This window comes from Microvirga sp. M2, assembly GCF_047497095.1.
GTDB lineage: Bacteria > Pseudomonadota > Alphaproteobacteria > Rhizobiales > Beijerinckiaceae > Microvirga.
The window spans coordinates 365,369-384,861 of record NZ_CP134063.1 but is presented as its reverse complement, the minus strand read 5'-3'; the positions used below and the strand labels follow the sequence as shown (position 1 = coordinate 384,861).

Genomic DNA, 19,493 nt, shown 5'->3' with positions numbered 1-19,493 from the left:
GCGCTTTTCAAACCCTTCCCACGCGCGGCGGCCCGCCCGCCGCCAGGAGCCCCGACAATGCAATACCGCCGGCTTGGCCGCACCGACCTCAATGTCAGCCTGATCTGCCTCGGCACCATGACCTGGGGCCAGCAGAACACCGAGGCCGACGGCCACGAGCAGATGGATTACGCCCTCGACCAGGGCATCAATTTCTTCGACACCGCCGAACTCTATTCGATTCCCCCGCGGCCCGAGACTCAAGGGTCCACGGAGCGGATCATCGGCTCCTGGTTCAGGTCGCGCGGCGCCCGCGACAAGGTGATCCTCGCGTCGAAGGTGGTGGGCCGCTCCGACAATACCTGGTTCCGCGACGACGGCTCCAAGGCCGAGTTGTCGCGCCGGCAGATCGAGGAGGCCGTGAACAAGAGCCTCGAGCGGCTCCAGACCGATTACATCGACCTCTACCAGATCCACTGGCCGGACCGCCCCATGCCCTGGGGCTCGAACCCGACCATCTACAAGCACCAGGACGGCGATTCCCATCCCATCGCCGAGACGGTGGAGATCATGACGGACCTGGTGAAGGCCGGAAAGATCCGTCATTTCGGCCTCTCCAACGAGAGCGCCTGGGGCACGATGACCTTCCTCAGGCATGCGGAGGCCAAGGGCCTCGCGCGGGTGCAATCCGTGCAGAACGCCTACAACCTGCTCAACCGCACCTATGAGGTCGCTCTCGCCGAGGTGAGCACGCGCGAGCAGGTGAGCCTGCTCGCCTATTCGCCGCTCGCCCAGGGCTACCTGACCGGCAAGTATCTCGACGGGGCGCGGCCCGAGGGCGCGCGCACCACGCTCTTCAACCGCGGCCAGCGCTACGAGAATCCGACCGCTGAGGCGGCGATCCGCAAATACATCGCCCTCGCCCGGGAATTCGACCTCGACCCCGCCCAGATGGCGCTGGCCTACGTGAATTCGCGGCCGTTCGTGACGTCCAACATCATCGGGGCGACCTCGATGGCGCAGCTGAAGACTGACATCGCCTCCATCGGCGTGACCATCACGCCGGAGCTGGAGCAGCGCATCGACGCCATCCATGTCGCGCACTGCAATCCGTGCCCGTAATGGCCGCACGGCGGCCCGGCAGGAACAAAGCCTGCCCGTTCGTCGTCTGAATCATCAAGCGTAAACGAATCACGGGAGGGATCGCATGCCACGTCTTTTCACCGGCATCGAGATTCCTCCCGAGATCGGCCTTGCCCTGTCGGCTTGCCGCGGCGGCCTGCCGGGGGCGCGCTGGATCGATCCCGAAAACTATCACCTGACCCTCCGCTTCATCGGCGACGTGGACGGACGCATGGCGGACGACGTGTGCTCGATCCTGGGCGATTCGCGCTGGCGCGAGCCCATCGCCGTCACCCTCGACGGGCTCGATACCTTCGGCGGCGGCAAGCCGCGTGCGGTGTTCGTGCGCGTCTCCGGCAACGGCCAGCTGACCGATCTTCAGGCCGAACAGGAGCGGATGATGCGCCAGATCGGCCTGGCTCCGGAGACCCGCAAATTCACCCCGCACGTGACCCTGGCGCGCCTGAAGAACGTCTCCCCCATCGACGTGGCGGATTACATGGCCGTCCGGGGCCATTTCCCGAAGCTCACCTTCACGGCCGACCGCTTCGTCCTCTACTCGTCCCGGGCCTCGGTGGGCGGAGGACCCTACATCATCGAAGCGGCCTACCCCTTCGGGTGACTCGACGGCCGAGCTTCGAGCCGCTACGCCATGAAGCATGGCTTCCTTGATTTTCCTGACCCACCCGGAAGTGGTGATCGACCCGCTCGTGCCCGTGCCGCAATGGCCTTTGAACGCCATCGGGCGCAAGCGGATGGAGCAATTCGCCGAGGCGCTGTCCGAAAGCGGCCTCGCTTCGATCCATGCCAGCACCGAGCGGAAGGCCATGGACGGCGCCGCCATCGTGGCCGAGCGCCTGGGTCTCTCCTATCGCACGCACGAGGATCTCGGCGAGAACGACCGCTCGGCCACGGGCTACATCGCGCCGCCGGAATTCTGGGAGGTGGTCGAGGCCTTCTTCGCCAATCCCCATGAGAGCATCCGCGGCTGGGAGCGCGCCATCGATGCGCAGACGCGTATCGTGCAGGCCGTGCGCAGGATCGCGGCCGAGGAGCCCGGCGACACCCTCGTGGTGGCTCATGGCGGGGTCGGCTGCCTGCTCATGGCCCATCTGCAAAGCGTGGAGATCGGACGGGAAAGCCGGCCGCAGCATCCGGGCGGCGGCTGTTTCTTCGTGATGGACCGCGAAACCTTCTCCCTCCGGCAGGACTGGCGCACCATCGAGGAAGCCGCCGTTCCTTCCAAGGCGTCCAGAGCTTGGACATCCGGGGCTTGAAACATCGCCCGTGTGCTTCATCACTAGGGCATTGGACCCGATGCTCCCTCCGAGAGGAGCGCATCGTTCATTGCGGACCCGAAGGTCCGTACGATGCGCTCACGGGGAGTTTTCCCGGAGATGACGCCCCATGCCCCGCCTGACCGATTCCGAACGCCATGACCTTCTCTCCGGCCTCGACGGCTGGACACTCGTGGAAGGCCGGGATGCCATCCGCAAGCGCTTCGTATTCGACGATTTCAACGCGGCCTTCGGCTGGATGACCCGCGTGGCCCTGGTGGCCGAGCCCATGAACCACCACCCGGAATGGTTCAACGTCTACAACCGGGTCGACGTGACCCTCTCCACCCACGACGCCAAGGGCCTCACGCGCCGCGACATCGAGCTCGCGCAGCGCATGGATCAGCTGGCGGCCGGGCTGGTGAAGGGTTGAGGCACGCCGGATCTGATCGGCTATCCCGAGAACCGTGGCGACGCGACGTCCCGATCCCTGCCGGGCCATCCGGGAAACCCATGGCGCGGCACCGGTCGGGCTTGCCACGCGGCCTCCGGCCTGACACAGCAATCGCCGTTGTCGGGATGACGAAATCTCGGGAGCAATCTTGGAGGCAATCTCGGGGGAGGACGGAACTTTGTCTGACGCATCGATCGGGCCGGTCAAGAGCCCGAGATTTCCGGCCGAGCTCCTGCAGAAGCGCGTCCACCTGGCCTTGCGGGACGCAGGCGCGGACGAGGCGTCCGCAGCCGCCGCTACGCGCGCGTTGATGCATGCCTCGCGCCTGGGCATCGACAGCCACGGCGTCCGGCTCGCATCCTTCTACGCCGAGTGCCTGCGAAGCGGACAGATCAACGGGACTCCCGCGTTCAAGCTCCAGCGCACCGCCGCCGCGAGCGCCATGCTCGACGCCGATCACGGCCTCGGTCACGCCGCGGCCTATCGAGGGATGGAGGAGGCCTGTCGGATCGCACGGGAGAGCGGGGTCGGCGCCGTCGGGATCGCCCACTCGACCCATTACGGCGCGGCGGGAGCCTATGCCCTGGCCGGGGCCGAGGCCGGGCTCATCGCGATCTCGACCACGAATGCCGATTCGCTCGTGGCCCTTTACGGCGGCAAGACGCGGTTTCACGGCACGAACCCGATCGCGGCGGCGGCGCCCGTGCGCGATTCGAAGCCCTGGCTCCTCGACATGGCGAGTTCGGCCATCCCCTATAACCGGATTCTGCTCTACCGCTCGCTGCAGCGGGAGCTGCCCGCCGACGTGACGGCGGACATCGACGGCGAGCCGACGCGCGATCCCCACCGGGCCGAGATCCTGACGCCGCTCGGAGGACTGGATTTCGGTTTCAAGGGAGCGGGCCTCGCGGGTCTCGTGACGATTCTCTCGGCCGTCCTGACCGGAGCGACGCCCGACCACCTCGTCGCGCCGATGGGCGACGGGAACGTGAAGCCTCACGATATCGGCCATTTCTGCCTCGCCATCGACCCGGCGCGCTTCGTCGGACGCGAGGCCTATGACGGGCTCATGGCGCAGTATCTCGCGGGGCTGCGCGCCTCGCCCGCGAAGACCGGCGAGCCGGTGCTCGCGCCGGGCGACCGGGAGTGGCTGACCCTGGCGGAGCGGAGCCGAACCGGGATTCCGGTCGATCCCGATACGGCGCGCTTCCTGGAACTGGCCTGATGGCCGTTACTTCGGCTGCATGCGCAGGGCGCCGTCGAGACGGATCGCTTCGCCGTTGAGCATGTCGTTCTCGAGGATGCTCCGGACAAGCTGGGCATATTCCTCGGGCCGCCCCAGGCGCGAGGGAAACGGCACATTGGCTTCGAGGGCCTTGCGGTAATCCTCCGCGATGCCCTCGAAGAGCGGCGTGTGGAAGAGGCCCGGCATGACCGTCATCACGCGGATGCCGAAACCCGACAGGTCGCGCGCCACCGGCAGGGTCATGGCCAGGACGCCGCCCTTGGAGGCGGAATAGGCCGCTTGCCCGATCTGGCCGTCCTGCGCCGCGACCGAGGAGGTGTTGACGATCACGCCGCGTCCGCCGTCCGGCGTGACGGGCTCGAGGGCCGCCATGGCGGCCGCGCATTTTGAAATCATCGCATAGGTGCCGATGAGATTGATCTCCACGGTCCTGCGGAAGCTCGCGAGATCGTGCGGGATGAGCTGGCCCGTCTCGCGCTTCTTCGTAACCGTGCGGCGGCCCGGGGCGATCCCGGCGCAATTGACCAGGATGCGCTCGACCCCGTGCGTCTCGCGCGCCTTGACCAGGCCCGCATCGATGGACGCCTCGTCGGTCACGTCCACCTGGCAGAACAGGGCGCCCATGTCGCGGGCGACCGCCTCGCCGCGTTCGGCATTCATGTCGAAGACCGCGACCTTGACGCCCTGTCCGGCGAGCATCCGGGCGGTCGCCTCTCCGAGGCCCGAAGCCCCTCCCGTGACGATGGCTGCCATCATTTTGTCGAGCTTCATGGGTTCTCTCCTCGTGAAAGGATGGTTCTATGTCATCCTGGCGATGGCGGATACCTGAGATCAACGAGGAGCTGAACCCGGATGAGCGAAACGATCGTCAAACCTTTCACCAAGGCCGAGATGGACGCCATGCGGGCGGCCACCCGCGACGAGGAGGGGTTGAAGCGGCGGTTCTGGAACAAGCTCAGGCGCGTGGCCGGAAAGATCCCCTTCACGGAGGATCTCGTGGCGGCCTTCTATTGCGCCGCCGACCCGAAGACGCCGAGCCGCGTGAAGCTGATCCTGCTCGGCGCCATCGCCTATTTCGTCATGCCCCTGGACGCGGTGAGCGACTTCCTTCCCGTGATCGGCTTTGCCGACGACGCAGCCGTTCTGGCGGCCGCCATCACGCAGGTCGCGAGTTCCATTACGGAAGAGCACCGGGCCAAAGCCCGGGAATCCCTAGGGCGGGAATCCCTAGAGGAAGCGGCCGAGGGCGAGCGTTAATCCGAGCGAATCGATAGGATTAAGGTCAGAACAAAGAATATGAACCTGTTGCAATATTATATATTATCGCTAGAATGATTCTCGTTCATCAGAAGTCATTTGATCCTCCTCCATTTGAACAATGAACACCTTTATGAGTAAACAACTCGACGGGCCGCGGATGCGGCCCTTTTATTTTGCGAGATCATCGGACGTAGAAAGTGAAATCCACCTTTGGGATTGAATCCGATGCTGCCACGTTTCGACGCATCGCCAAGACTCGGGCGTTGAGGCTACGGGATGGTGAAGAGTTCTTAACCATCCGCGCGTATTGTCCGCCCTCATGAATACAGCATCTTTCCAGCGCGCCCTTGCCGCGGGCGTCCTTTCCGCCGTCCTCGCCCTTGGAACCGGGTCCGCCGCCCTGGCTCAGCCCCGGCACGCGACCGGACAGAAGCCTGCGGCGGCAGCCCCGTCGAAGGCGAAGCCTGCGACCGGCAAGGCGACATCGGCGGCAAAACCGGCTGCTGCGGCCGCTGCCGGAGCCGCGGCGGCTGCCGCCAAGCCCGCCCAGGCGGCCACGGGCCCGGGCGGCGCCTCGCTCGTGAACACCTACGGCGACTGGGGCGTCTACACGGCTCAGACCGGCCGTTCGAAGATCTGCTATGCCCTCAGCCAGCCCCAGGAACGGCTGCCGAAGAACCTGAGCCGGGATCCGGCCTATCTCTTCGTGTCCTTCCGCCCGGCGGAGAACGTGAAGAACGAGGTGGCCCTCGTGCTGGGCTTCACGGCGAAGGAGAACGGCCCGGCCTCGGCCGCCATCGGCAACGCCTCCTACGAGCTGGTGACCAAGGCCGCCAACGCCTGGCTGAAGAATCCCGCCGAGGAGGGACAGGCCATCGCCACCATGGCGAAGGGATCGAGCCTCATGGTGAAGAGCCAATCGACCCGCGGGTCCAGCCTGACGGATCGCTATTCCCTGAGCGGCTTCACCAAGGCCCTAGAGCAGGCCCGCCGGGAATGCGGCGTCTAAAGCGCCCGCAAAGCACCCGCTAGAGGCCCCTGCAAGAGCCTCTGCCCTTGCAAATCGCGCCGGGAATGGGCATTTTCCGGGCCTCGCGCCCGGAATTTTGCTTGTGCGAAGCTCACGGTTTCGGCGTAATCGTGTTATACGACGCAGCCACTCCCAACAACGAGGCTTGAGATTTCCCATGGCGACGGCGCTCGACATCGCCAAGCGTAACCCCAATGCGGCCCCCCTGGCCGTGAGCGATGCCGCGCGCGCGGCGGGGCAGACCGCTTTGTCCATCGAAAAGACGGCCGAGATGAACGTGGCGGCGGGAGCCGCCCCCGGCGGCGCGTCGCTCGTCGGTCTCACCCGCGATCAGTTGAAGGATTCCCTGGCGGCGATCGGCGTGCCGGAGCGCGAGCTCAAGATGCGCGTCGCCCAGATCTGGAACTGGATCTATTTCCGCGGGGCCAAGGACTTCTCCGAGATGAGCAACGTGGGCAAGGAGCTGCGCGCCAAGCTCAGCCAGGCCTATACGCTCGCCCGCCCGCAGGTCGTGTCCGAGCAGGTCTCGAAGGACGGCACCCGCAAGTGGCTGATCCGCATGGCCTCCACCGGCCCCCTCGACAAGGGCGCCGAGATCGAGTGCGTCTACATTCCGGAAGTCGACCGCGGCACGCTCTGCGTGTCGAGCCAGGTCGGCTGCACGCTGACCTGCTCCTTCTGCCACACCGGCACCCAACGCCTCGTGCGCAATCTCACCTCGGCGGAGATCGTGGCGCAGCTCATTGTGGCGCGCGATTGCATCGGCGACTGGCCCCATGCCACGCCGCCGGACGGCGCCTTCGTCCCGACCGACGGCGGACGCTTCGTGTCCAACATCGTGTTCATGGGCATGGGCGAGCCGCTCTACAACACCGACAACGTGGTCGACGCCATCGGCGTTCTGTCGGACAACGAGGGTCTGGGCCTCTCGCGCCGGCGCATCACGGTCTCCACCTCAGGCGTCGTGCCGCAGATGGAGCGCTTGGGCTCCGAGGCCAACACCATGCTGGCGATCTCGCTCCATGCGGTCCGCGACGAGCTTCGCGACGTGCTGGTGCCGATCAACCGCAAATACGACATCAAGCAGCTCCTCGATGCCTGCCGCGCCTATCCGGGGCTCTCGAACGCCCGCCGCATCACCTTCGAATACGTAATGCTGAAAGGCGTGAACGATTCGGACGCCGATGCGCGCGAGCTGGTGCGCCTCCTGAAGGGCATTCCGGCGAAGATCAACCTGATCCCGTTCAATCCCTGGCCCGGCTCGAAATACGAGTGCTCGGACTGGGAGCGAATCGAGCGCTTCTCCGAGATCGTCTACCGGGCGGGCTACGCCTCCCCGGTCCGCACCCCGCGCGGCCGCGACATCCTGGCCGCCTGCGGCCAGCTCAAGAGCGAGACGGAGAAACTCCGCGCCCGCGCCCGCATGATGGCCGAGCAGGGCATCGGGGCCGAAGGTGTCTACGCGGTGGGGAACGGGGAGTAGGCGAGACCTGCCTGCCACAACGGGCAGCTCCCCTTTCGATTCATTATAACGTATCCCCCCCCCCGAAACGTTCTTCGGAGGGATTATGATGCGTCGGGTCCTGATCGCCGCGGTCGCGGCAAACGCGGCGGCTCCATGCCTGTTCGTCCTCGTGGTCGGCACTGCCATGGCGCTGGCCGACCCGAACCTTCCCAGGACTTTAGGATCGCATCTAGGGGTATCCCTCGCGGTCCTGGTACTCAGCTTCCAGGCAGTCTTCTCGACGGCTCTTCCGGCTTCGCTGATCTTTGCCCTTGCAGGATTCTATTATCGCTGGCGCTCTCCCTGGATCTATCTGGCAGGGGGAGCGGTCATCGGACTCGGGTTCATCCTGTGGTACTGGGGCTTCACTGTCCATCTCCTGCGCCGACCGTACTTTTATTGGATCATGGCCATCAGCCTCGTCTGCGCCTGGCTCTACTGGCTGATTGCGCGAAGGGCCCTGGCTGAAGCGTCTAAGCGGGCATAGCCATGCGCCGACACATTCTCGGCGTTCTGACCGCCACCACCGCCGCTCCCTACCTCGTCCTGTTTCTGTGGAGCCTGTTCGGCCTCCTCTCGGGCGATCAAGTCGGGATGAAGGAGCCCCTGGATCTCCTCAAGGTCATTCCCCTGGGTACCCTCGGCGTCGGGATGTTTGGAATCCCTCTGCTGATCCTCGCAAGCCTCTGCGCGATGGCGGTGAATGTCGTCCGGCGGCCGACCTGGCGCGGGTCCGTATTGGGCGGGATTACCCTCAGTCTCGGGTTCACGGCGGCCCATTCCGCCGATGACGGCGTGTCCGTCCCGTTCCTGATGTCGGGCGCTCTCTCCGGCGCCATCTCCGGCTGGATCTATTGGCGCATCGCCATGCGGCCCCGTCAAACCGTCGAGCCTCCGCCATCATGAAGCGCCAGCTCCTGAGCCTGTTCGCGGCGAGCGCCCTCGCTCCCTATCTGGTGGCCACCCTCTATGCGGGTTTCAGTTTCCCCGGCGGGCCCAGATCATATGGCCATTCCCGGCCATCTCGATACTGTGAAGCACCGCACTCTTCGGATCGGGATCATCGGCACGAGCCCGTGATGACGTGTGAGGAACGGGCGCCCCAAAATCCTTGAGCATCGACAGGCGCGCGCCGCAAGCCGCGCAACGTTCTAAGCGCTGTCCCGCACCGCCTGCGCGCGCTTGCCCGCCTGCGAGACGCGACCGACGTCCATCGGCCTGACGATCCGATCGCGGCGGCTGCTCGCGTTCTTGCGCATGCCCTTCCGAGGCGTCCTACCAGCATCGGGCCGCGCCGGTGCCTCCGAACCCTGCCGCAAGGCGAATGCACGGTGGGCGTTGGCGCGGAGCTCCTCCGCTTTGCGGCGCGTGCGCTCGCTGTTGATCCGGGTCAGCGCCTCGGCCAGGATACGGGCTTTCTGACGGTTGCCCGCATCCTGCTTCTCGAAGGCTGTCGTTTGCCGGCCCTTGCCACGGACCTCGCGGCGCTGGCGATGGGCAATGTCCCGCGCCCGGTCGCGCCGCTCCCGCAACCGCTGAGTCAGCTCCTTGAGGGCCGCGTCCTCCAGCTTGCCCAGCACGGGATACCGGGTCTGTTCGACGAGGGTGTATTCCTCGTCGTTCATGAGCCGCCGCTCGTCCAGCTTAGACGTCGCCATGGCGTTCTCCTGGGTGAATGCCCGCCGCACGGTTCTTTAAGTAGCGCATCGCCAAGGACAGAAAACCGGTCCGTTCCGCCGCCGCGATATTCTCGCCCCCCGGCCAGTTCGAGAGCGAAACCGAGGAGCTCCGCGACGTCGACATCGCCGGGATGCCCGGACTGGTTGTCACCGCAGATCGGATTATGTTATATAATATCGACAAATGGATATCCGGAGCCGCCGGCATCCAAGCGACTCCGCCAGCCCCCCTTGAGACCTCCGCCATGATCCGCACCCTGCTCCTTGCCGTCGTGCTCCTGGGCACTGCCCCGATGGCGGCTGCCCAAGCTCCCGATGCAACCCGGCCGCAGCAGGCGGAGGATGCCGCCCTCGAGGCCATCAATGCGAAGATGAATGCCTATGTGGCGCTGATGAACCGGACCCTGCGGGCCAGCGAATCCATCGAGAGGTACAAGAGCTGGGTCGATATGGAGAAGGGCCCGGTCAACAAGAACCGCGTCTTCGGCGTCTACGATCTCTACGACGTGACGGACCTGATCGCGGAGGCTTCGGCAGCTCTCGGCCAGGAGCCGAAGCTTCCCGAGCTCGACGGCAGCATGAAGACCTATATCGAAGCCTATTCGGGGCTTGCGCCCATCATCGACGAAGCCAACACCTATTATGAGCGCAAGGATTATCTGGACGACAATCTGGCGCGCGGGAAACAGATCCATGCACGGCTCGCGCCCGCCGCCAGGGCCTTTCTGGCAGCCCGCGAGACGGTCAACCAGACCCTTCAGCTCGAGCACATGAACCTCAACCGGCAAGAGCTGGCACTCATCGAGCGGCGTGAGGGCCGGAAGGCCCGTTGGCATCGCGCCAATCTGATGATGGCCGCCCAGCGCATCGTCGACCGCCTGCCGGACAGCGACGATCCCACCGTCGATGTGGCTGCCCTCGATGCCGACGTGACGGCCCTGGTGAACGCCTCCGCGGGTTTCGAGGATTACCGGAAATCCGATCCCGAAGCCCTTAAAAGCCTCCAGGGTGGCCTCCGGTCCTTCGTGGCGGCGGCGCGTGAGTTTCGCGATACGATCAAGCCCCTGAAAGGCGATCTCCGCCGCGGGGGAGGACAGCAGGCCCAGGCCCTCGTGAATGCCTATAACGGGCTGGTCGGTTCCGCCAACAGCGCGGCGGATTGATGAGGCGGCAGATCATCGGTCTTTTGGTAGCCAGTGCGATGGCTCCCTATGCCATGGTCTTCATCGTGCTCGGACTTGAGCCCGTTCTTCAGATCGATCTTCTTTCAATCGAACTGACAGGGCCCCTGGATCTCTATAAGTTCGTCCTCCTGGCAACTGTCGTTGCGGCTTCGCTGGGACCTCTGATCGCCTTGCTTGCCGGGCTCGTCGTCTGGGGACTGAATGCCTTGGGATGGAAGACCCCCTGGGTTATTGTCCTCAGTGGGAGCTTGTTCGGACTTTGCGTCAACGGCGCCTTGTTTGGCGGACTGGCCCTGTCTTCAGCGCCTCAACTTGCTGCATACGCATGCTATGTGGCGGCAGGGACGCTGGCCGGCGCCATCTGCGGCTGGATCTATTGGCGCATCGCAATCCGGCGGACTCCCGAGGCGGGCCATGCTATAGCCGAGCCATGATCCGCTGGCTTCTCCTCGTCCCCTTCGCGCTCCTCATCGCCATCGGCATGAGCAGCGTGTTCTTCCTCATCGCCTCGATGGTCGATCCGCTCATGGCGACGCTCACGGGGGAGACGCTGTTCGTCGGGCTCTGGAACCTCGTGGACGCGGTGTTTTCCAGCGAGGACCCGGGCCCCATCGTGGCCGAGGCCATGCTCGGCGTCGGCCGGATCATGTTCACGCTGCTCGTGCTGCCGCCTCTGGTGATCGCGGTGATCGGCGAGGCGCTGAAGATACGCAGTCTCGTCTGGTATGCGGTGGCCACCGGCGTGTTCACGGCCTCCGTGCCGTGGATCCTGCGCGGGGCGGCGCGGGTCGCCAATCCGGCGGAACTTCATGTGAGCGCGATCCTCGGCCTGACCGGCGCGGTGGCCGGATTGGTCTATTGGGCCATCGCGGGCCGCGATGCGGGAGGGCGCGGCGCTCCCCCGCCTCCGCCTACCGGGCAGACGCCGTCAGGATCTTGACCGCGAAGGCCCCGAAGAGGCCCGCGAAGGAATAATCGATCCCCCGCATGAGCTTCGGATGATTGCGCAGGAGCGCGATCACCTTCTCGGCGCCCAGGATCATGGCGGCCCCCATGGGGCCCGTGAGCGCGATGAAGTAGAGGCCGAGAAACAGGAGCTTGTCGGACGCGTAGGGGTCGTGCGCGTCGACGAATTGCGGCAGGAAGGTCACGAAGAACAGGACCACCTTCGGGTTCGTGAGATTGATGCCCACGCCCACGAGGAACGTCTTCCAGAACGAGACCTCGGCGCGGCTCTCCTGCTTCACCGACAGGGCCGAGCCGTGGCGCACGGCATCCACCGCGAGCCACAACAGGTAGAGCGCGCCCACGACTTTCAGAACCGTGAAGGCCGTGACCGAGGCCGCCAGCAGGGCCGAGAGGCCCAAGGCCGCCAGCAGCGTATGGACGCAGCACCCCGCCATCGCTCCCAGCATCGCGGCCATGCCGGCCCTGCGCCCGCCCGACATCGTCTTGGCGAGGAACAGGCTCATGTCCGGCCCCGGCGTGATGAACAGCAGGAAGCAGGCGAAGGAATAGGCAAGCAGGGTGCTGACGTTCGGCAGGAAGGTCATGGGAGTTCAGGCTTTGGGAGTTTAAGGATTTGTTCGTGAATCCGCGGATCTTGCCTCAATCGCCCATGCGCAGCCAGTGAAAAATGCCTTGTAGAAACGCCACGCCTGACCCATCTGTTGAACCCGGTAACGTTGCGAAAAATTTCAATCCCGAGAGGACAGACATGACGGCTTCGCCCCTGCGGACACGGATCAGGGCCGCCCTGACCGGATTGGCTCTCGCGCTCGGCCTCTCTGCCTGCGGGATCAACACCGTGCCGACCCTGGAAGAGCAGGCCAAGGCCGCCTGGAGCGAGGTGCAGAACCAGTATCAGCGCCGGGCCGACCTGATCCCGAATCTCGTCGAGACCGTGAAGGGCTTCGCGCAGCAGGAGCGCGAGGTGCTGACCCAGGTCACGGAAGCCCGCGCCCGCGCCACGCAGATCAAGGTCGATGCCTCCACGGTGACGGATCCGGAAAAGTTCCGCCAGTTCCAGGAGGCGCAGAACCAGCTCTCCGGCGCGCTCGGCCGCCTGCTCGCGACCGTCGAGCGTTATCCGGAGCTGAAGTCAAACGCCAACTTCCTGGCCCTGCAATCGCAGCTGGAGGGCACCGAGAACCGCATCGCCGTGGCGCGCCGCGACTACATCTCGGCCGTGCAGGCCTACAACACGGAGCTGCGCACGATCCCCGGCCGCTGGATCGCGGCCGTCGTCTATCCGGACGCCAAGCCCATGGAGACCTTCACGGCCACCGCCGGCTCCGACCGGCCGCCCGAAGTGAAATTCTAGAGCATCGAACGTGAAAAGTGGGAACCGGTTTTACGTGAAAAGATGCTCAAAGCCAAAAGATGAAAGCATCGGATGTGGGTTCGATTTCATGTCCGATGCTGTAAGCGGATGACGGGCGTGGGTGCCTTCTCCTCTCCCTTCGGGAGACGGGTGCGGCCGCACCATGCGGGCACTCTCGTCGTGGCGCTCGTCCTTGCCCTCTTCGCCCTCGATGCCTTCGCCCAGACCTTCCCGCCGCTCACCGGGCGCGTGGTCGACGCGGCCAATATCCTGAAGCCCGACGAGCGGGCAACGCTCGAGGCCAAGCTCAAGGCCTACGAGGACAAGACCTCCGACCAGGTGGTGGTGGCCACGATCCGCTCGCTCGAGGGCACGAGCATCGAGGATTACGCCAATCGCCTCTTCCGGGCCTGGCAGCTCGGGCAGAAGAAGAACGACAACGGCGTCCTGCTGCTCGTCGCTCCCGCCGAGCGCAAGGTGCGCATCGAGGTCGGCTATGGGCTCGAAGGCGCGCTCACCGATGCGCTCTCGAAGGTCATCATCACCACCGCCATTGCGCCGCAATTCCAGAAAGGCGATTTCGCGGGCGGCATCAACGCGGGCGTCGACGCCATTCTGTCGATCCTCACCGGGGATGCCCAGGAATGGCAGCGCCGCGCGGAAGTCCGCGAGGATCAGACCTCGAATCTCGACACCTTCATCACCGTCCTGGTCATCGCCTTCATCCTGTTCCAGGTCTTCCGCGCCATGCGCGGCGGGGGCGGCGGCGGGGGCGGACCCGGCGCCTACGGCCGCCGGCGCGGCTCCGGCCCCTGGATCATTCCGACCGGCGGGGGCTGGTCGGGAGGCGGAGGCTGGTCCGGCGGAGGCGGAGGCGGAGGCTTTTCGGGCGGGGGCGGCTCGTCCGGCGGCGGCGGCGCTTCGGGGAGCTGGTAGATGATTTCAGAACACGACCGGACCCGGATCTCGCAGGCCATCCACGACGCCGAGAAGACGACTGCGGGCGAAATCGTCGTGGTGGTGGCGCGCCAGGCCAATGCCTATCGGGCGATCCCGGCTCTCCTGGGCCTGTTCGTGGCGCTCCTCGTGCCCTGGCCCCTGATCTGGTTCACCGAACTCGGCCCCTCCCGGATCTTCCTGATCCAGCTCGTCGTGGCCTGCGGCCTCAATCTCGTCTTCGCGTGGCCCCGGGTGCATCTGGCGCTGGTTCCGGGATCGATCAAAAGGGCGAGGGCCCATGAGGCGGCCGTCAGGGAATTCGCCAGCCATGGATTGTCCCGCACGCAGGGGCGGACCGGCATCCTGATCTATGTCGCGGCGGCGGAGCGGTACGCCGAGATCATCGCGGATATCGGGGTCGCCGACCGGGCCGGCCCTGCCGCATGGCAGGAGATCATCGCCGATCTCGTCGAGGCGATTCGCCGGGAAAAACCGGCCGACGGACTGCTCCGGGCCGTCCACCGCGCGGGCGTCATCCTGGCCGAGCACGCGCCGCCTGGGGCGCAGGACAGGAACGAACTGCCCAACAAGGTGGTAATTCTCTAGAACATAGACCGACTGCATCGGACGTGAGTTCGGTTTCACATCCGATGCTGGGCGCGGAAGCCCGCGTTTAGAGGCCCGCGCTCTTGGCGGCTCCGAGAATCACGCTGGGCTTGTCGCCCTCCTCGACCTGCAGGAGCACTACGTAGCCGTCGGCGCCGCTGCGGGCGGCCTCGGCGGGCAGCTCGAAGCGGGCAGAGCCGCCGTGCCATTCGCCGATGCGCTTCAAGCCCCGCACCACATTGGCATAGGTGACCGTCCTGCCCTTGTTCTCGCCGCGCTCGATGGGCACGGTCTGCGACCGCAGGACCGGCAGCACCCAGACGTCGGCTTCCCGATGCGCGACCTCGGCCGTCTCCGTGATCGACACGATGATCATGCCGTTCTGCTCGGTCAGCGCGATGTCGACCGGAAGGGTGGGGCGGCCCTTCGCGGTCATCTGGATCGCCTTCTCGATCTGCGCCCGATCGGAGCCGATGCAGGATTTCTTCCCGTTCACGATCATCTGCGGCGTGAAGACCTGACGGTCGCTGCGGGCGTGGGCATACTCCTTCTGCCGGTGGGTGAACTCGGCATGGGCGAGCGTGTCCTTCCAGCCGAGATAATCCCAGTAATTCACCGGAAAGGAGAGCGCCACGATGTCGGGCTTCTGGGAATATTCCACCAGCAGCGCATCGGCCGGCGGGCAGTTCGAGCAGCCCTGGCTGGTGAAAAGCTCGACAACGGCGCGGGGAGATTCCGCGAAAGCGGGCTGCAGGAGAGCGGTGAGGCCGGAGGCCGCCAGGACGAGTTTCAATCGGGACGCCATGATGCCCGTCATGAAACACCAAGGCCCGTTCATTGGGAACTCACGTTACCTTGAGCGAGGCCTTCGGTTCTGGCGGGAACCCGCCAGCGCCGATGCATCCAGAGCCATTGCTCGGGATGTTCCCGGACCCAGGCCTCCACCACCGAGGTCATGGCCTGCATCGCCCCCTGCACGTTGACCTGCCCGTCCGGATCGCGCGGCAGGTCGAGGGGCGGCGTGAGCTGAAGGCGGAAGCGATGGCCCGGCAGGCGGATGACGCGTACCCCGTGAACGGGGCAGTCGAAGCGGCGGGCGAACTTTCCCAGAACCGGGTTCACCAGGGCCGGGCGGCCCATGAAATTCACGATCACGCCCCGGGTGAAATGCTGGTCGATGAGCATGCCCAGATGCCCGCCGTTCTCCAGCGCCCCCTGCATGGCGAAGGCCGCGCCCTGGCGCGCCGCCTCGAGATTTCCCATGGTCTCGCTGCGGATCTCGTGCAGGACATGGGCGATGGCCGGATCGTTCGGCGCCCGGAAGACGGCGGTGGCGTCCAACCCGAAACGGGCCGCGCAGATGGCGGGCAGTTCCCAGTTGGCGAGATGGGCCGAGAAGATGATCCCGGGCCTGCCGTCGTCGCGCAGGCTGAGAAAGTGCTCGATGCCGTCGACCTCCGTGCGTCCGGGAACGGTGCTGTCGGGGTCGAAATCGAACAGGTTGCCGAGATGCGGATATTCCCCGCCCGTACGGCCGAGATTGTCCCAGGCCGCGCGCGCCAGGGCCCTCACCTCGGCCTCGGGCTTGTCCGGATAGGCGGCCCGGATATTGGCGAGCGCCGTCCGGTGCGCCTTCAGGAGCGGCCCGAAGGTGCGGGTGAGCGCCGCGCCTAACGAGCCCGAGCGCTCCGGCCCGATGGCGCGCGAGAAGGCGAACACGCCGCGCACGACGCCGACCATAACCGTCTCCACGAGACGCGAGAGAAGGCTGCGAGGGCGGGAGCTGTGCTGCACGATGGGAAAATCCGGGCGTGGACAAGGAGAAAGGCTCCGCGTGTTTTTCGCGGGGAGCCCGTTTCGTCAAGATCTATGCAAGATCTATGGTGGAAGGCCGGTCCGTACCAGAGGTCAGAAGGTCACGATGACCTTGCCGAAGACCTTGCGGCCTTCGAGACGCTCCAGGCCCTGCCGGAACTCGTCGAGGGGATACACCGAGTCGATCACCGGACTCATGCCGCCCGCCATCTTGTCCAGGGACTGGGCGATATTCTCCATACGGCAGCCGAAGGAGCCGAAGATCCGGTATTGCTGCTGGAAGAGCTGCATCAGGTTCATGGTGGTGGACACGCCCGAGGTCGAGCCGCAGGTGACGAGGCGGCCGCCGCGCTTGAGGCAGAGCAGGCTGCCGTTCCAGGTCTCCGCGCCCACATGCTCGAACACCACGTCGACGCCCTTGCGCTTGGTGAGCCGGCGCACCTCGCCCTCGAAGCGCTCCGTGCGGTAGTTGATCACGTGATCCGCGCCGAGGGCCCTGGCCTTCTCGCCCTTCTCGTCGTCGCCCACGGTCGTGTAGACCGTGCAGCCGATGGCCTTGGCCATCTTGATCGCCGCCGTGCCGATGCCGGAGCCGCCCGCATGGACGAGAATCGACTCTCCCGGTTCGAGCCTGGCGTTGTCGAACAGCATGTGCTGCACCGTGCCGAAGCCGATGGGCGCGCAGGCCGCCTGCTCGAAGCTCACACCCTTCGGCACCGGGATCACGAGGCGCTCGGGGCGGTTGATGAGCTCGCGGGCGAAGCCGTCGATATGGAATCCCATGATCCCGGCCACGTTCTCGCAGAGATTGTCGCGCCCCTCCCGGCAGGCCCGGCAATGCCCGCAGGTCTCGGCGCCGTACATGGTGACCGGATCGCCCACCTTGAACCGGGTCACGCCCTCGCCCACGGCCGCGATCTCGCCCGCGGCCTCCACGCCCACGGCCTGCGGCATCTTGCGCTTGGCGAACGCCATGCCGCGGAAGCCCCAGACGTCGAGATAGTTCAGGCCGAGCGCCTTGACCCGCACCTGCACCTCGCCCGCGGCGGGAGGCGGCGGCGCGTCGATCTCGGTGATGCGAATGTCACGGTCGCCGAAAAGCTGAAGGGAGCGCATGAGAGACAATCCTGTTCGTCGTCACCCCGAACGTTTTCGGGGATGCCGCGTCTTTGATCCGCCGGGTTCTTGAGACCTGAATGGCCGGAGCATACCTGCCATGACGGGAGAAATCTGTTGGCGGCGGCTTAAAGTGTGCCAAAGCGAATGACAAGCTCTTGTCGCCGCCCCGATCCGCTCCGCGGGCCGGTCGAGGCTCTCGATCTCCCTGTCGACCTGCCTCTCGACCTGCCGGGCAGAACGCGGCAATGGGCACAAATTCGTCTCAGCATGGCGCCACGATGACATCGTCTTCAACCACCCTTCCCGCTACCCTTCCCGGCCTCGGCTCCCGCACCCTCGTCATGGGGGTGCTCAACGTCACGCCGGATTCCTTCTCGGATGGAGGGCTTTTCCTCGATCTGCCGGACGCCCTGGCGCATGCGGAGCGGCTGGAGGCCGAGGGCGCCGACATCATCGATATCGGCGGGGAATCCACCCGTCCGGGATACGTCCCGGTCGGCCCCGAGGTGGAGCAGCGGCGCGTGCTCCCGGTGATCCGGGAACTCGCCCCGAAGCTGGCGGTGCCGATCTCGATCGATACCTACCGGGCCGCGACCGCCCGCGCGGCCCTCGAGGCGGGGGCCCGCATCGTCAACGATATCTGGGGCCTCCAGCACGACCCGGAGATGGCGGCGGTCGTCGCGGAGCACGGCGCTCCCGTGGTGGTGATGCACAATCGGCCGCAGGCCGATGCGGCCATCGACATCGTGGCCGACATGCTCGCCTTCTTCGAGCGTTCGCTCGATCTCGCGCGGCGGGCCGGCATCCCCGACCGGAACGTCATCCTCGATCCCGGAATCGGCTTCGGCAAGACGGGCGAGCAGAATATCGAGGTGCTCCGCCGCCTGCCGGAGCTCAAGGCGCTCGGCTTTCCGCTGCTCGTCGGCGCCTCGCGCAAATCCGTGCTCGGGCGGTTCTACGCTGCGGACGTGCCGCCGCGGGAACGGCTGTTCGGCAGCATTGGCGGGCATGTGGCGGCGGTGGCGCGCGGAGCCGATATCGTGCGCGTCCATGACGTGAAAGCGCATGCGGAAGCCTGCCGCGTGGCGGACGCCCTGCTGAGGAACCCGACATGAGCGACCGGATCACCGTCTCCCGCCTCGCGGTCTATGCGCATCACGGCCTGCACGAGGAAGAGGCGCGGCTCGGCCAGCGCTTCTATATCAGCCTGACCTGCTCGCTCGATCTCAGGCCCGCCGGCGAAGCGGACGATTACGGGCAATCCGTCTGCTACGCCTCGCTCGCCCGCCTGGCGCACGAGACGGCGACGACCCGGCGCTTCCGCATCATCGAGGGCCTGGCCGAGGCGATCGCCACGAAGGTTCTGGAGACCTTTCCGCGCGTCGCCGAAGTGACCGTGCTGGTCGAGAAGCCGGAGGCTCCCGTACCCTTCGTGATCGAGGGCGTCTCGGTCGAGATCAGGCGCGCGCGCCATGGCTAGGGCCGCGCTGAGCCTGGGCAGCAATCTCGGCGACAAGCGCGCCGTCATCGCCCGCGCGATCGCGGCGCTCGAACACGACGGCGTCACGATCCTGGCCCGCTCCGCCGATTACCTCACCGAGCCGTGGGGGCCGGTGGAGCAGGACCGGTTCGTCAATGCCTGCATCGTCGTGGAGACCGGCCTCGCCCCGGCGGCCCTGCTGTCCCTGTGCCTGCGGATCGAGCGGGATCTGGGGCGCGTCCGCGAGGTGAAATGGGGGCCCCGCGTCATCGATATCGACGTTCTGACCTATGACGATCTCGAGATCGGCGAGCCCGGCCTGATCCTGCCGCATCCGCACATGCTGGAGCGGCTGTTCGTCCTCGTCCCGCTCGCCGAGATCGCGCCGGATCTCACGGTGCGCGGGCAGCGCATCACGGAGGCCCTCGCGGCGCTGCCGCCCGAGGAGATCCGGAAACTCGATTGAACGGGTGTCC

The 19,493-nt window shown here is 66.1% G+C and carries 25 protein-coding genes; 19 read left to right on the top strand and 6 right to left on the bottom strand.

The annotated features are described in order from the left end of the window. Nucleotides 1-57 precede the first annotated feature (57 nt). The 5 genes from RE429_RS01900 to RE429_RS01880 all read left to right on the top strand — a co-directional run bounded on the left by RE429_RS01900 (nt 58) and on the right by RE429_RS01880 (nt 4,057). Nucleotides 58-1,101: an aldo/keto reductase gene (locus tag RE429_RS01900; protein WP_414472714.1), complete on the top strand. Its 1,044-nt coding sequence runs from the start codon at nt 58-60 to the stop codon at nt 1,099-1,101. Nucleotides 1,102-1,186: 85 nt separating this feature from the next. Then, nucleotides 1,187-1,723 (top strand): RNA 2',3'-cyclic phosphodiesterase, encoded by a 537-nt coding sequence (gene thpR / locus RE429_RS01895; RefSeq protein WP_414472713.1) that lies wholly within the window; start codon nt 1,187-1,189, stop codon nt 1,721-1,723. A 37-nt stretch (nt 1,724-1,760) separates the two neighbouring features. Then, nucleotides 1,761-2,378: a histidine phosphatase family protein gene (locus RE429_RS01890; RefSeq protein WP_414472712.1), complete on the top strand. Its 618-nt coding sequence runs from the start codon at nt 1,761-1,763 to the stop codon at nt 2,376-2,378. 130 nt (nt 2,379-2,508) lie between these two features. Continuing rightward, nucleotides 2,509-2,811, top strand: coding sequence for a 4a-hydroxytetrahydrobiopterin dehydratase (locus tag RE429_RS01885; RefSeq protein ID WP_414472711.1), 303 nt, complete (start codon nt 2,509-2,511; stop codon nt 2,809-2,811). Between the two features lie 199 nt (nt 2,812-3,010). Continuing rightward, nucleotides 3,011-4,057 (top strand): Ldh family oxidoreductase, encoded by a 1,047-nt coding sequence (locus RE429_RS01880; protein WP_414472710.1) that lies wholly within the window; start codon nt 3,011-3,013, stop codon nt 4,055-4,057. Nucleotides 4,058-4,063: 6 nt separating this feature from the next. On the opposite strand, the gene RE429_RS01875 is transcribed toward RE429_RS01880, so the two are convergent. Further along, nucleotides 4,064-4,849: an SDR family NAD(P)-dependent oxidoreductase gene (locus RE429_RS01875; protein WP_414472709.1), complete on the bottom strand. Its 786-nt coding sequence runs from the start codon at nt 4,847-4,849 to the stop codon at nt 4,064-4,066. 81 nt (nt 4,850-4,930) lie between these two features. On the opposite strand from RE429_RS01875, the gene RE429_RS01870 reads away from it, so the two are divergent. From RE429_RS01870 to RE429_RS01850, 5 genes are all read left to right on the top strand, one after another. Next, nucleotides 4,931-5,335, top strand: coding sequence for a YkvA family protein (locus tag RE429_RS01870; RefSeq protein WP_414472708.1), 405 nt, complete (start codon nt 4,931-4,933; stop codon nt 5,333-5,335). Between the two features lie 322 nt (nt 5,336-5,657). Continuing rightward, nucleotides 5,658-6,347 (top strand): hypothetical protein, encoded by a 690-nt coding sequence (locus tag RE429_RS01865; RefSeq protein WP_414472707.1) that lies wholly within the window; start codon nt 5,658-5,660, stop codon nt 6,345-6,347. Between the two features lie 178 nt (nt 6,348-6,525). After that, nucleotides 6,526-7,851, top strand: a complete 1,326-nt coding sequence (rlmN, locus tag RE429_RS01860) for a 23S rRNA (adenine(2503)-C(2))-methyltransferase RlmN (protein WP_414472706.1) — start codon at nt 6,526-6,528, stop codon at nt 7,849-7,851. A gap of 85 nt (nt 7,852-7,936) precedes the next feature. Further along, nucleotides 7,937-8,359 (top strand): hypothetical protein, encoded by a 423-nt coding sequence (locus RE429_RS01855; RefSeq protein WP_414472705.1) that lies wholly within the window; start codon nt 7,937-7,939, stop codon nt 8,357-8,359. 2 nt (nt 8,360-8,361) lie between these two features. Beyond that, nucleotides 8,362-8,778 carry a hypothetical protein gene (locus RE429_RS01850; protein ID WP_414472704.1) on the top strand — a complete coding sequence of 139 codons (417 nt, stop codon included), beginning with the start codon at nt 8,362-8,364 and terminating at the stop codon, nt 8,776-8,778. 245 nt (nt 8,779-9,023) lie between these two features. Here RE429_RS01850 and RE429_RS01845 read toward each other — a convergent pair whose 3' ends face one another. Further along, on the bottom strand, nt 9,024-9,530 hold the full coding sequence (locus RE429_RS01845; RefSeq protein ID WP_414472703.1) for a hypothetical protein: 507 nt from the start codon (nt 9,528-9,530) through the stop codon (nt 9,024-9,026). A gap of 266 nt (nt 9,531-9,796) precedes the next feature. Between RE429_RS01845 and RE429_RS01840 the strand changes: the two genes are divergently transcribed. From RE429_RS01840 to RE429_RS01830, 3 genes are read left to right on the top strand one after another with little or no spacing between them, the layout of a single operon-like run. After that, nucleotides 9,797-10,714 carry a YiiG family protein gene (locus RE429_RS01840; RefSeq protein ID WP_414472702.1) on the top strand — a complete coding sequence of 306 codons (918 nt, stop codon included), beginning with the start codon at nt 9,797-9,799 and terminating at the stop codon, nt 10,712-10,714. Continuing rightward, on the top strand, nt 10,714-11,169 hold the full coding sequence (locus tag RE429_RS01835) for a hypothetical protein (protein WP_414472701.1): 456 nt from the start codon (nt 10,714-10,716) through the stop codon (nt 11,167-11,169). Before RE429_RS01840 ends, RE429_RS01835 begins: the two co-directional genes overlap by 1 nt. Continuing rightward, nucleotides 11,166-11,675: a hypothetical protein gene (locus RE429_RS01830; RefSeq protein ID WP_414472699.1), complete on the top strand. Its 510-nt coding sequence runs from the start codon at nt 11,166-11,168 to the stop codon at nt 11,673-11,675. Before RE429_RS01835 ends, RE429_RS01830 begins: the two co-directional genes overlap by 4 nt. Here RE429_RS01830 and RE429_RS01825 read toward each other — a convergent pair. Next, nucleotides 11,647-12,288 carry a LysE family translocator gene (locus RE429_RS01825; RefSeq protein WP_414472698.1) on the bottom strand — a complete coding sequence of 214 codons (642 nt, stop codon included), beginning with the start codon at nt 12,286-12,288 and terminating at the stop codon, nt 11,647-11,649. The two genes, RE429_RS01830 and RE429_RS01825, sit on opposite strands and share 29 nt — an antisense overlap. A 164-nt stretch (nt 12,289-12,452) precedes the next feature. On the opposite strand from RE429_RS01825, the gene RE429_RS01820 reads away from it, so the two are divergent. From RE429_RS01820 to RE429_RS01810, 3 genes are all read left to right on the top strand, one after another. Then, nucleotides 12,453-13,058 carry a LemA family protein gene (locus RE429_RS01820; RefSeq protein ID WP_414472697.1) on the top strand — a complete coding sequence of 202 codons (606 nt, stop codon included), beginning with the start codon at nt 12,453-12,455 and terminating at the stop codon, nt 13,056-13,058. 117 nt (nt 13,059-13,175) lie between these two features. Then, nucleotides 13,176-13,994 (top strand): TPM domain-containing protein, encoded by an 819-nt coding sequence (locus tag RE429_RS01815; protein ID WP_414472696.1) that lies wholly within the window; start codon nt 13,176-13,178, stop codon nt 13,992-13,994. Further along, on the top strand, nt 13,995-14,603 hold the full coding sequence (locus RE429_RS01810) for a TPM domain-containing protein (protein WP_414472695.1): 609 nt from the start codon (nt 13,995-13,997) through the stop codon (nt 14,601-14,603). 67 nt (nt 14,604-14,670) lie between these two features. Here RE429_RS01810 and RE429_RS01805 read toward each other — a convergent pair whose 3' ends face one another. The 3 genes from RE429_RS01805 to RE429_RS01795 form a co-directional block, all read right to left on the bottom strand. Further along, the gene (locus RE429_RS01805) at nt 14,671-15,408 is read right to left on the bottom strand and encodes a DUF1223 domain-containing protein (protein WP_414472694.1); all 738 of its coding nucleotides are present in this window, start codon (nt 15,406-15,408) and stop codon (nt 14,671-14,673) included. A 29-nt stretch (nt 15,409-15,437) separates the two neighbouring features. Continuing rightward, on the bottom strand, nt 15,438-16,343 hold the full coding sequence (locus RE429_RS01800; protein WP_414474278.1) for a lipid A biosynthesis lauroyl acyltransferase: 906 nt from the start codon (nt 16,341-16,343) through the stop codon (nt 15,438-15,440). A 168-nt stretch (nt 16,344-16,511) separates the two neighbouring features. Continuing rightward, nucleotides 16,512-17,534, bottom strand: coding sequence for a zinc-binding dehydrogenase (locus RE429_RS01795; RefSeq protein WP_414472693.1), 1,023 nt, complete (start codon nt 17,532-17,534; stop codon nt 16,512-16,514). 281 nt (nt 17,535-17,815) lie between these two features. Between RE429_RS01795 and folP the strand changes: the two genes are divergently transcribed. Genes folP through folK form a run of 3 tightly spaced genes read left to right on the top strand, consistent with a single transcriptional unit; the run spans nt 17,816 to nt 19,483 of the window. Next, nucleotides 17,816-18,652, top strand: a complete 837-nt coding sequence (gene folP, locus RE429_RS01790; RefSeq protein WP_414472692.1) for a dihydropteroate synthase — start codon at nt 17,816-17,818, stop codon at nt 18,650-18,652. Next, nucleotides 18,649-19,017, top strand: coding sequence for a dihydroneopterin aldolase (folB, locus tag RE429_RS01785; RefSeq protein ID WP_414472691.1), 369 nt, complete (start codon nt 18,649-18,651; stop codon nt 19,015-19,017). The genes folP and folB overlap by 4 nt, the downstream gene beginning before the upstream one ends. After that, nucleotides 19,010-19,483, top strand: a complete 474-nt coding sequence (gene folK / locus RE429_RS01780) for a 2-amino-4-hydroxy-6-hydroxymethyldihydropteridine diphosphokinase (protein ID WP_414472690.1) — start codon at nt 19,010-19,012, stop codon at nt 19,481-19,483. The genes folB and folK overlap by 8 nt, the downstream gene beginning before the upstream one ends. The last annotated feature ends 10 nt before the right edge of the window (nt 19,484-19,493 follow it).

What these genes read in the sequence shown, in the direction of transcription:
- folB (WP_414472691.1), top strand. Translation starts at nt 18,649, where the DNA reads ATGAGCGACCGGATCACCGTCTCCCGCCTCGCGGTCTATGCGCATCAC.
- RE429_RS01840 (WP_414472702.1), top strand. Translation starts at nt 9,797, where the DNA reads ATGATCCGCACCCTGCTCCTTGCCGTCGTGCTCCTGGGCACTGCCCCG.
- RE429_RS01825 (WP_414472698.1), bottom strand. Translation starts at nt 12,288, where the DNA reads ATGACCTTCCTGCCGAACGTCAGCACCCTGCTTGCCTATTCCTTCGCC.
- RE429_RS01805 (WP_414472694.1), bottom strand. Translation starts at nt 15,408, where the DNA reads ATGGCGTCCCGATTGAAACTCGTCCTGGCGGCCTCCGGCCTCACCGCT.
- RE429_RS01900 (WP_414472714.1), top strand. Translation starts at nt 58, where the DNA reads ATGCAATACCGCCGGCTTGGCCGCACCGACCTCAATGTCAGCCTGATC.
- folK (WP_414472690.1), top strand. Translation starts at nt 19,010, where the DNA reads ATGGCTAGGGCCGCGCTGAGCCTGGGCAGCAATCTCGGCGACAAGCGC.
- RE429_RS01890 (WP_414472712.1), top strand. Translation starts at nt 1,761, where the DNA reads ATGGCTTCCTTGATTTTCCTGACCCACCCGGAAGTGGTGATCGACCCG.
- RE429_RS01845 (WP_414472703.1), bottom strand. Translation starts at nt 9,530, where the DNA reads ATGGCGACGTCTAAGCTGGACGAGCGGCGGCTCATGAACGACGAGGAA.
- RE429_RS01855 (WP_414472705.1), top strand. Translation starts at nt 7,937, where the DNA reads ATGATGCGTCGGGTCCTGATCGCCGCGGTCGCGGCAAACGCGGCGGCT.
- folP (WP_414472692.1), top strand. Translation starts at nt 17,816, where the DNA reads ATGACATCGTCTTCAACCACCCTTCCCGCTACCCTTCCCGGCCTCGGC.
- RE429_RS01795 (WP_414472693.1), bottom strand. Translation starts at nt 17,534, where the DNA reads ATGCGCTCCCTTCAGCTTTTCGGCGACCGTGACATTCGCATCACCGAG.
- RE429_RS01850 (WP_414472704.1), top strand. Translation starts at nt 8,362, where the DNA reads ATGCGCCGACACATTCTCGGCGTTCTGACCGCCACCACCGCCGCTCCC.
- RE429_RS01830 (WP_414472699.1), top strand. Translation starts at nt 11,166, where the DNA reads ATGATCCGCTGGCTTCTCCTCGTCCCCTTCGCGCTCCTCATCGCCATC.
- RE429_RS01835 (WP_414472701.1), top strand. Translation starts at nt 10,714, where the DNA reads ATGAGGCGGCAGATCATCGGTCTTTTGGTAGCCAGTGCGATGGCTCCC.
- RE429_RS01810 (WP_414472695.1), top strand. Translation starts at nt 13,995, where the DNA reads ATGATTTCAGAACACGACCGGACCCGGATCTCGCAGGCCATCCACGAC.
- RE429_RS01820 (WP_414472697.1), top strand. Translation starts at nt 12,453, where the DNA reads ATGACGGCTTCGCCCCTGCGGACACGGATCAGGGCCGCCCTGACCGGA.
- RE429_RS01865 (WP_414472707.1), top strand. Translation starts at nt 5,658, where the DNA reads ATGAATACAGCATCTTTCCAGCGCGCCCTTGCCGCGGGCGTCCTTTCC.
- RE429_RS01800 (WP_414474278.1), bottom strand. Translation starts at nt 16,343, where the DNA reads ATGGTCGGCGTCGTGCGCGGCGTGTTCGCCTTCTCGCGCGCCATCGGG.
- RE429_RS01870 (WP_414472708.1), top strand. Translation starts at nt 4,931, where the DNA reads ATGAGCGAAACGATCGTCAAACCTTTCACCAAGGCCGAGATGGACGCC.
- RE429_RS01885 (WP_414472711.1), top strand. Translation starts at nt 2,509, where the DNA reads ATGCCCCGCCTGACCGATTCCGAACGCCATGACCTTCTCTCCGGCCTC.
- rlmN (WP_414472706.1), top strand. Translation starts at nt 6,526, where the DNA reads ATGGCGACGGCGCTCGACATCGCCAAGCGTAACCCCAATGCGGCCCCC.
- thpR (WP_414472713.1), top strand. Translation starts at nt 1,187, where the DNA reads ATGCCACGTCTTTTCACCGGCATCGAGATTCCTCCCGAGATCGGCCTT.
- RE429_RS01875 (WP_414472709.1), bottom strand. Translation starts at nt 4,849, where the DNA reads ATGAAGCTCGACAAAATGATGGCAGCCATCGTCACGGGAGGGGCTTCG.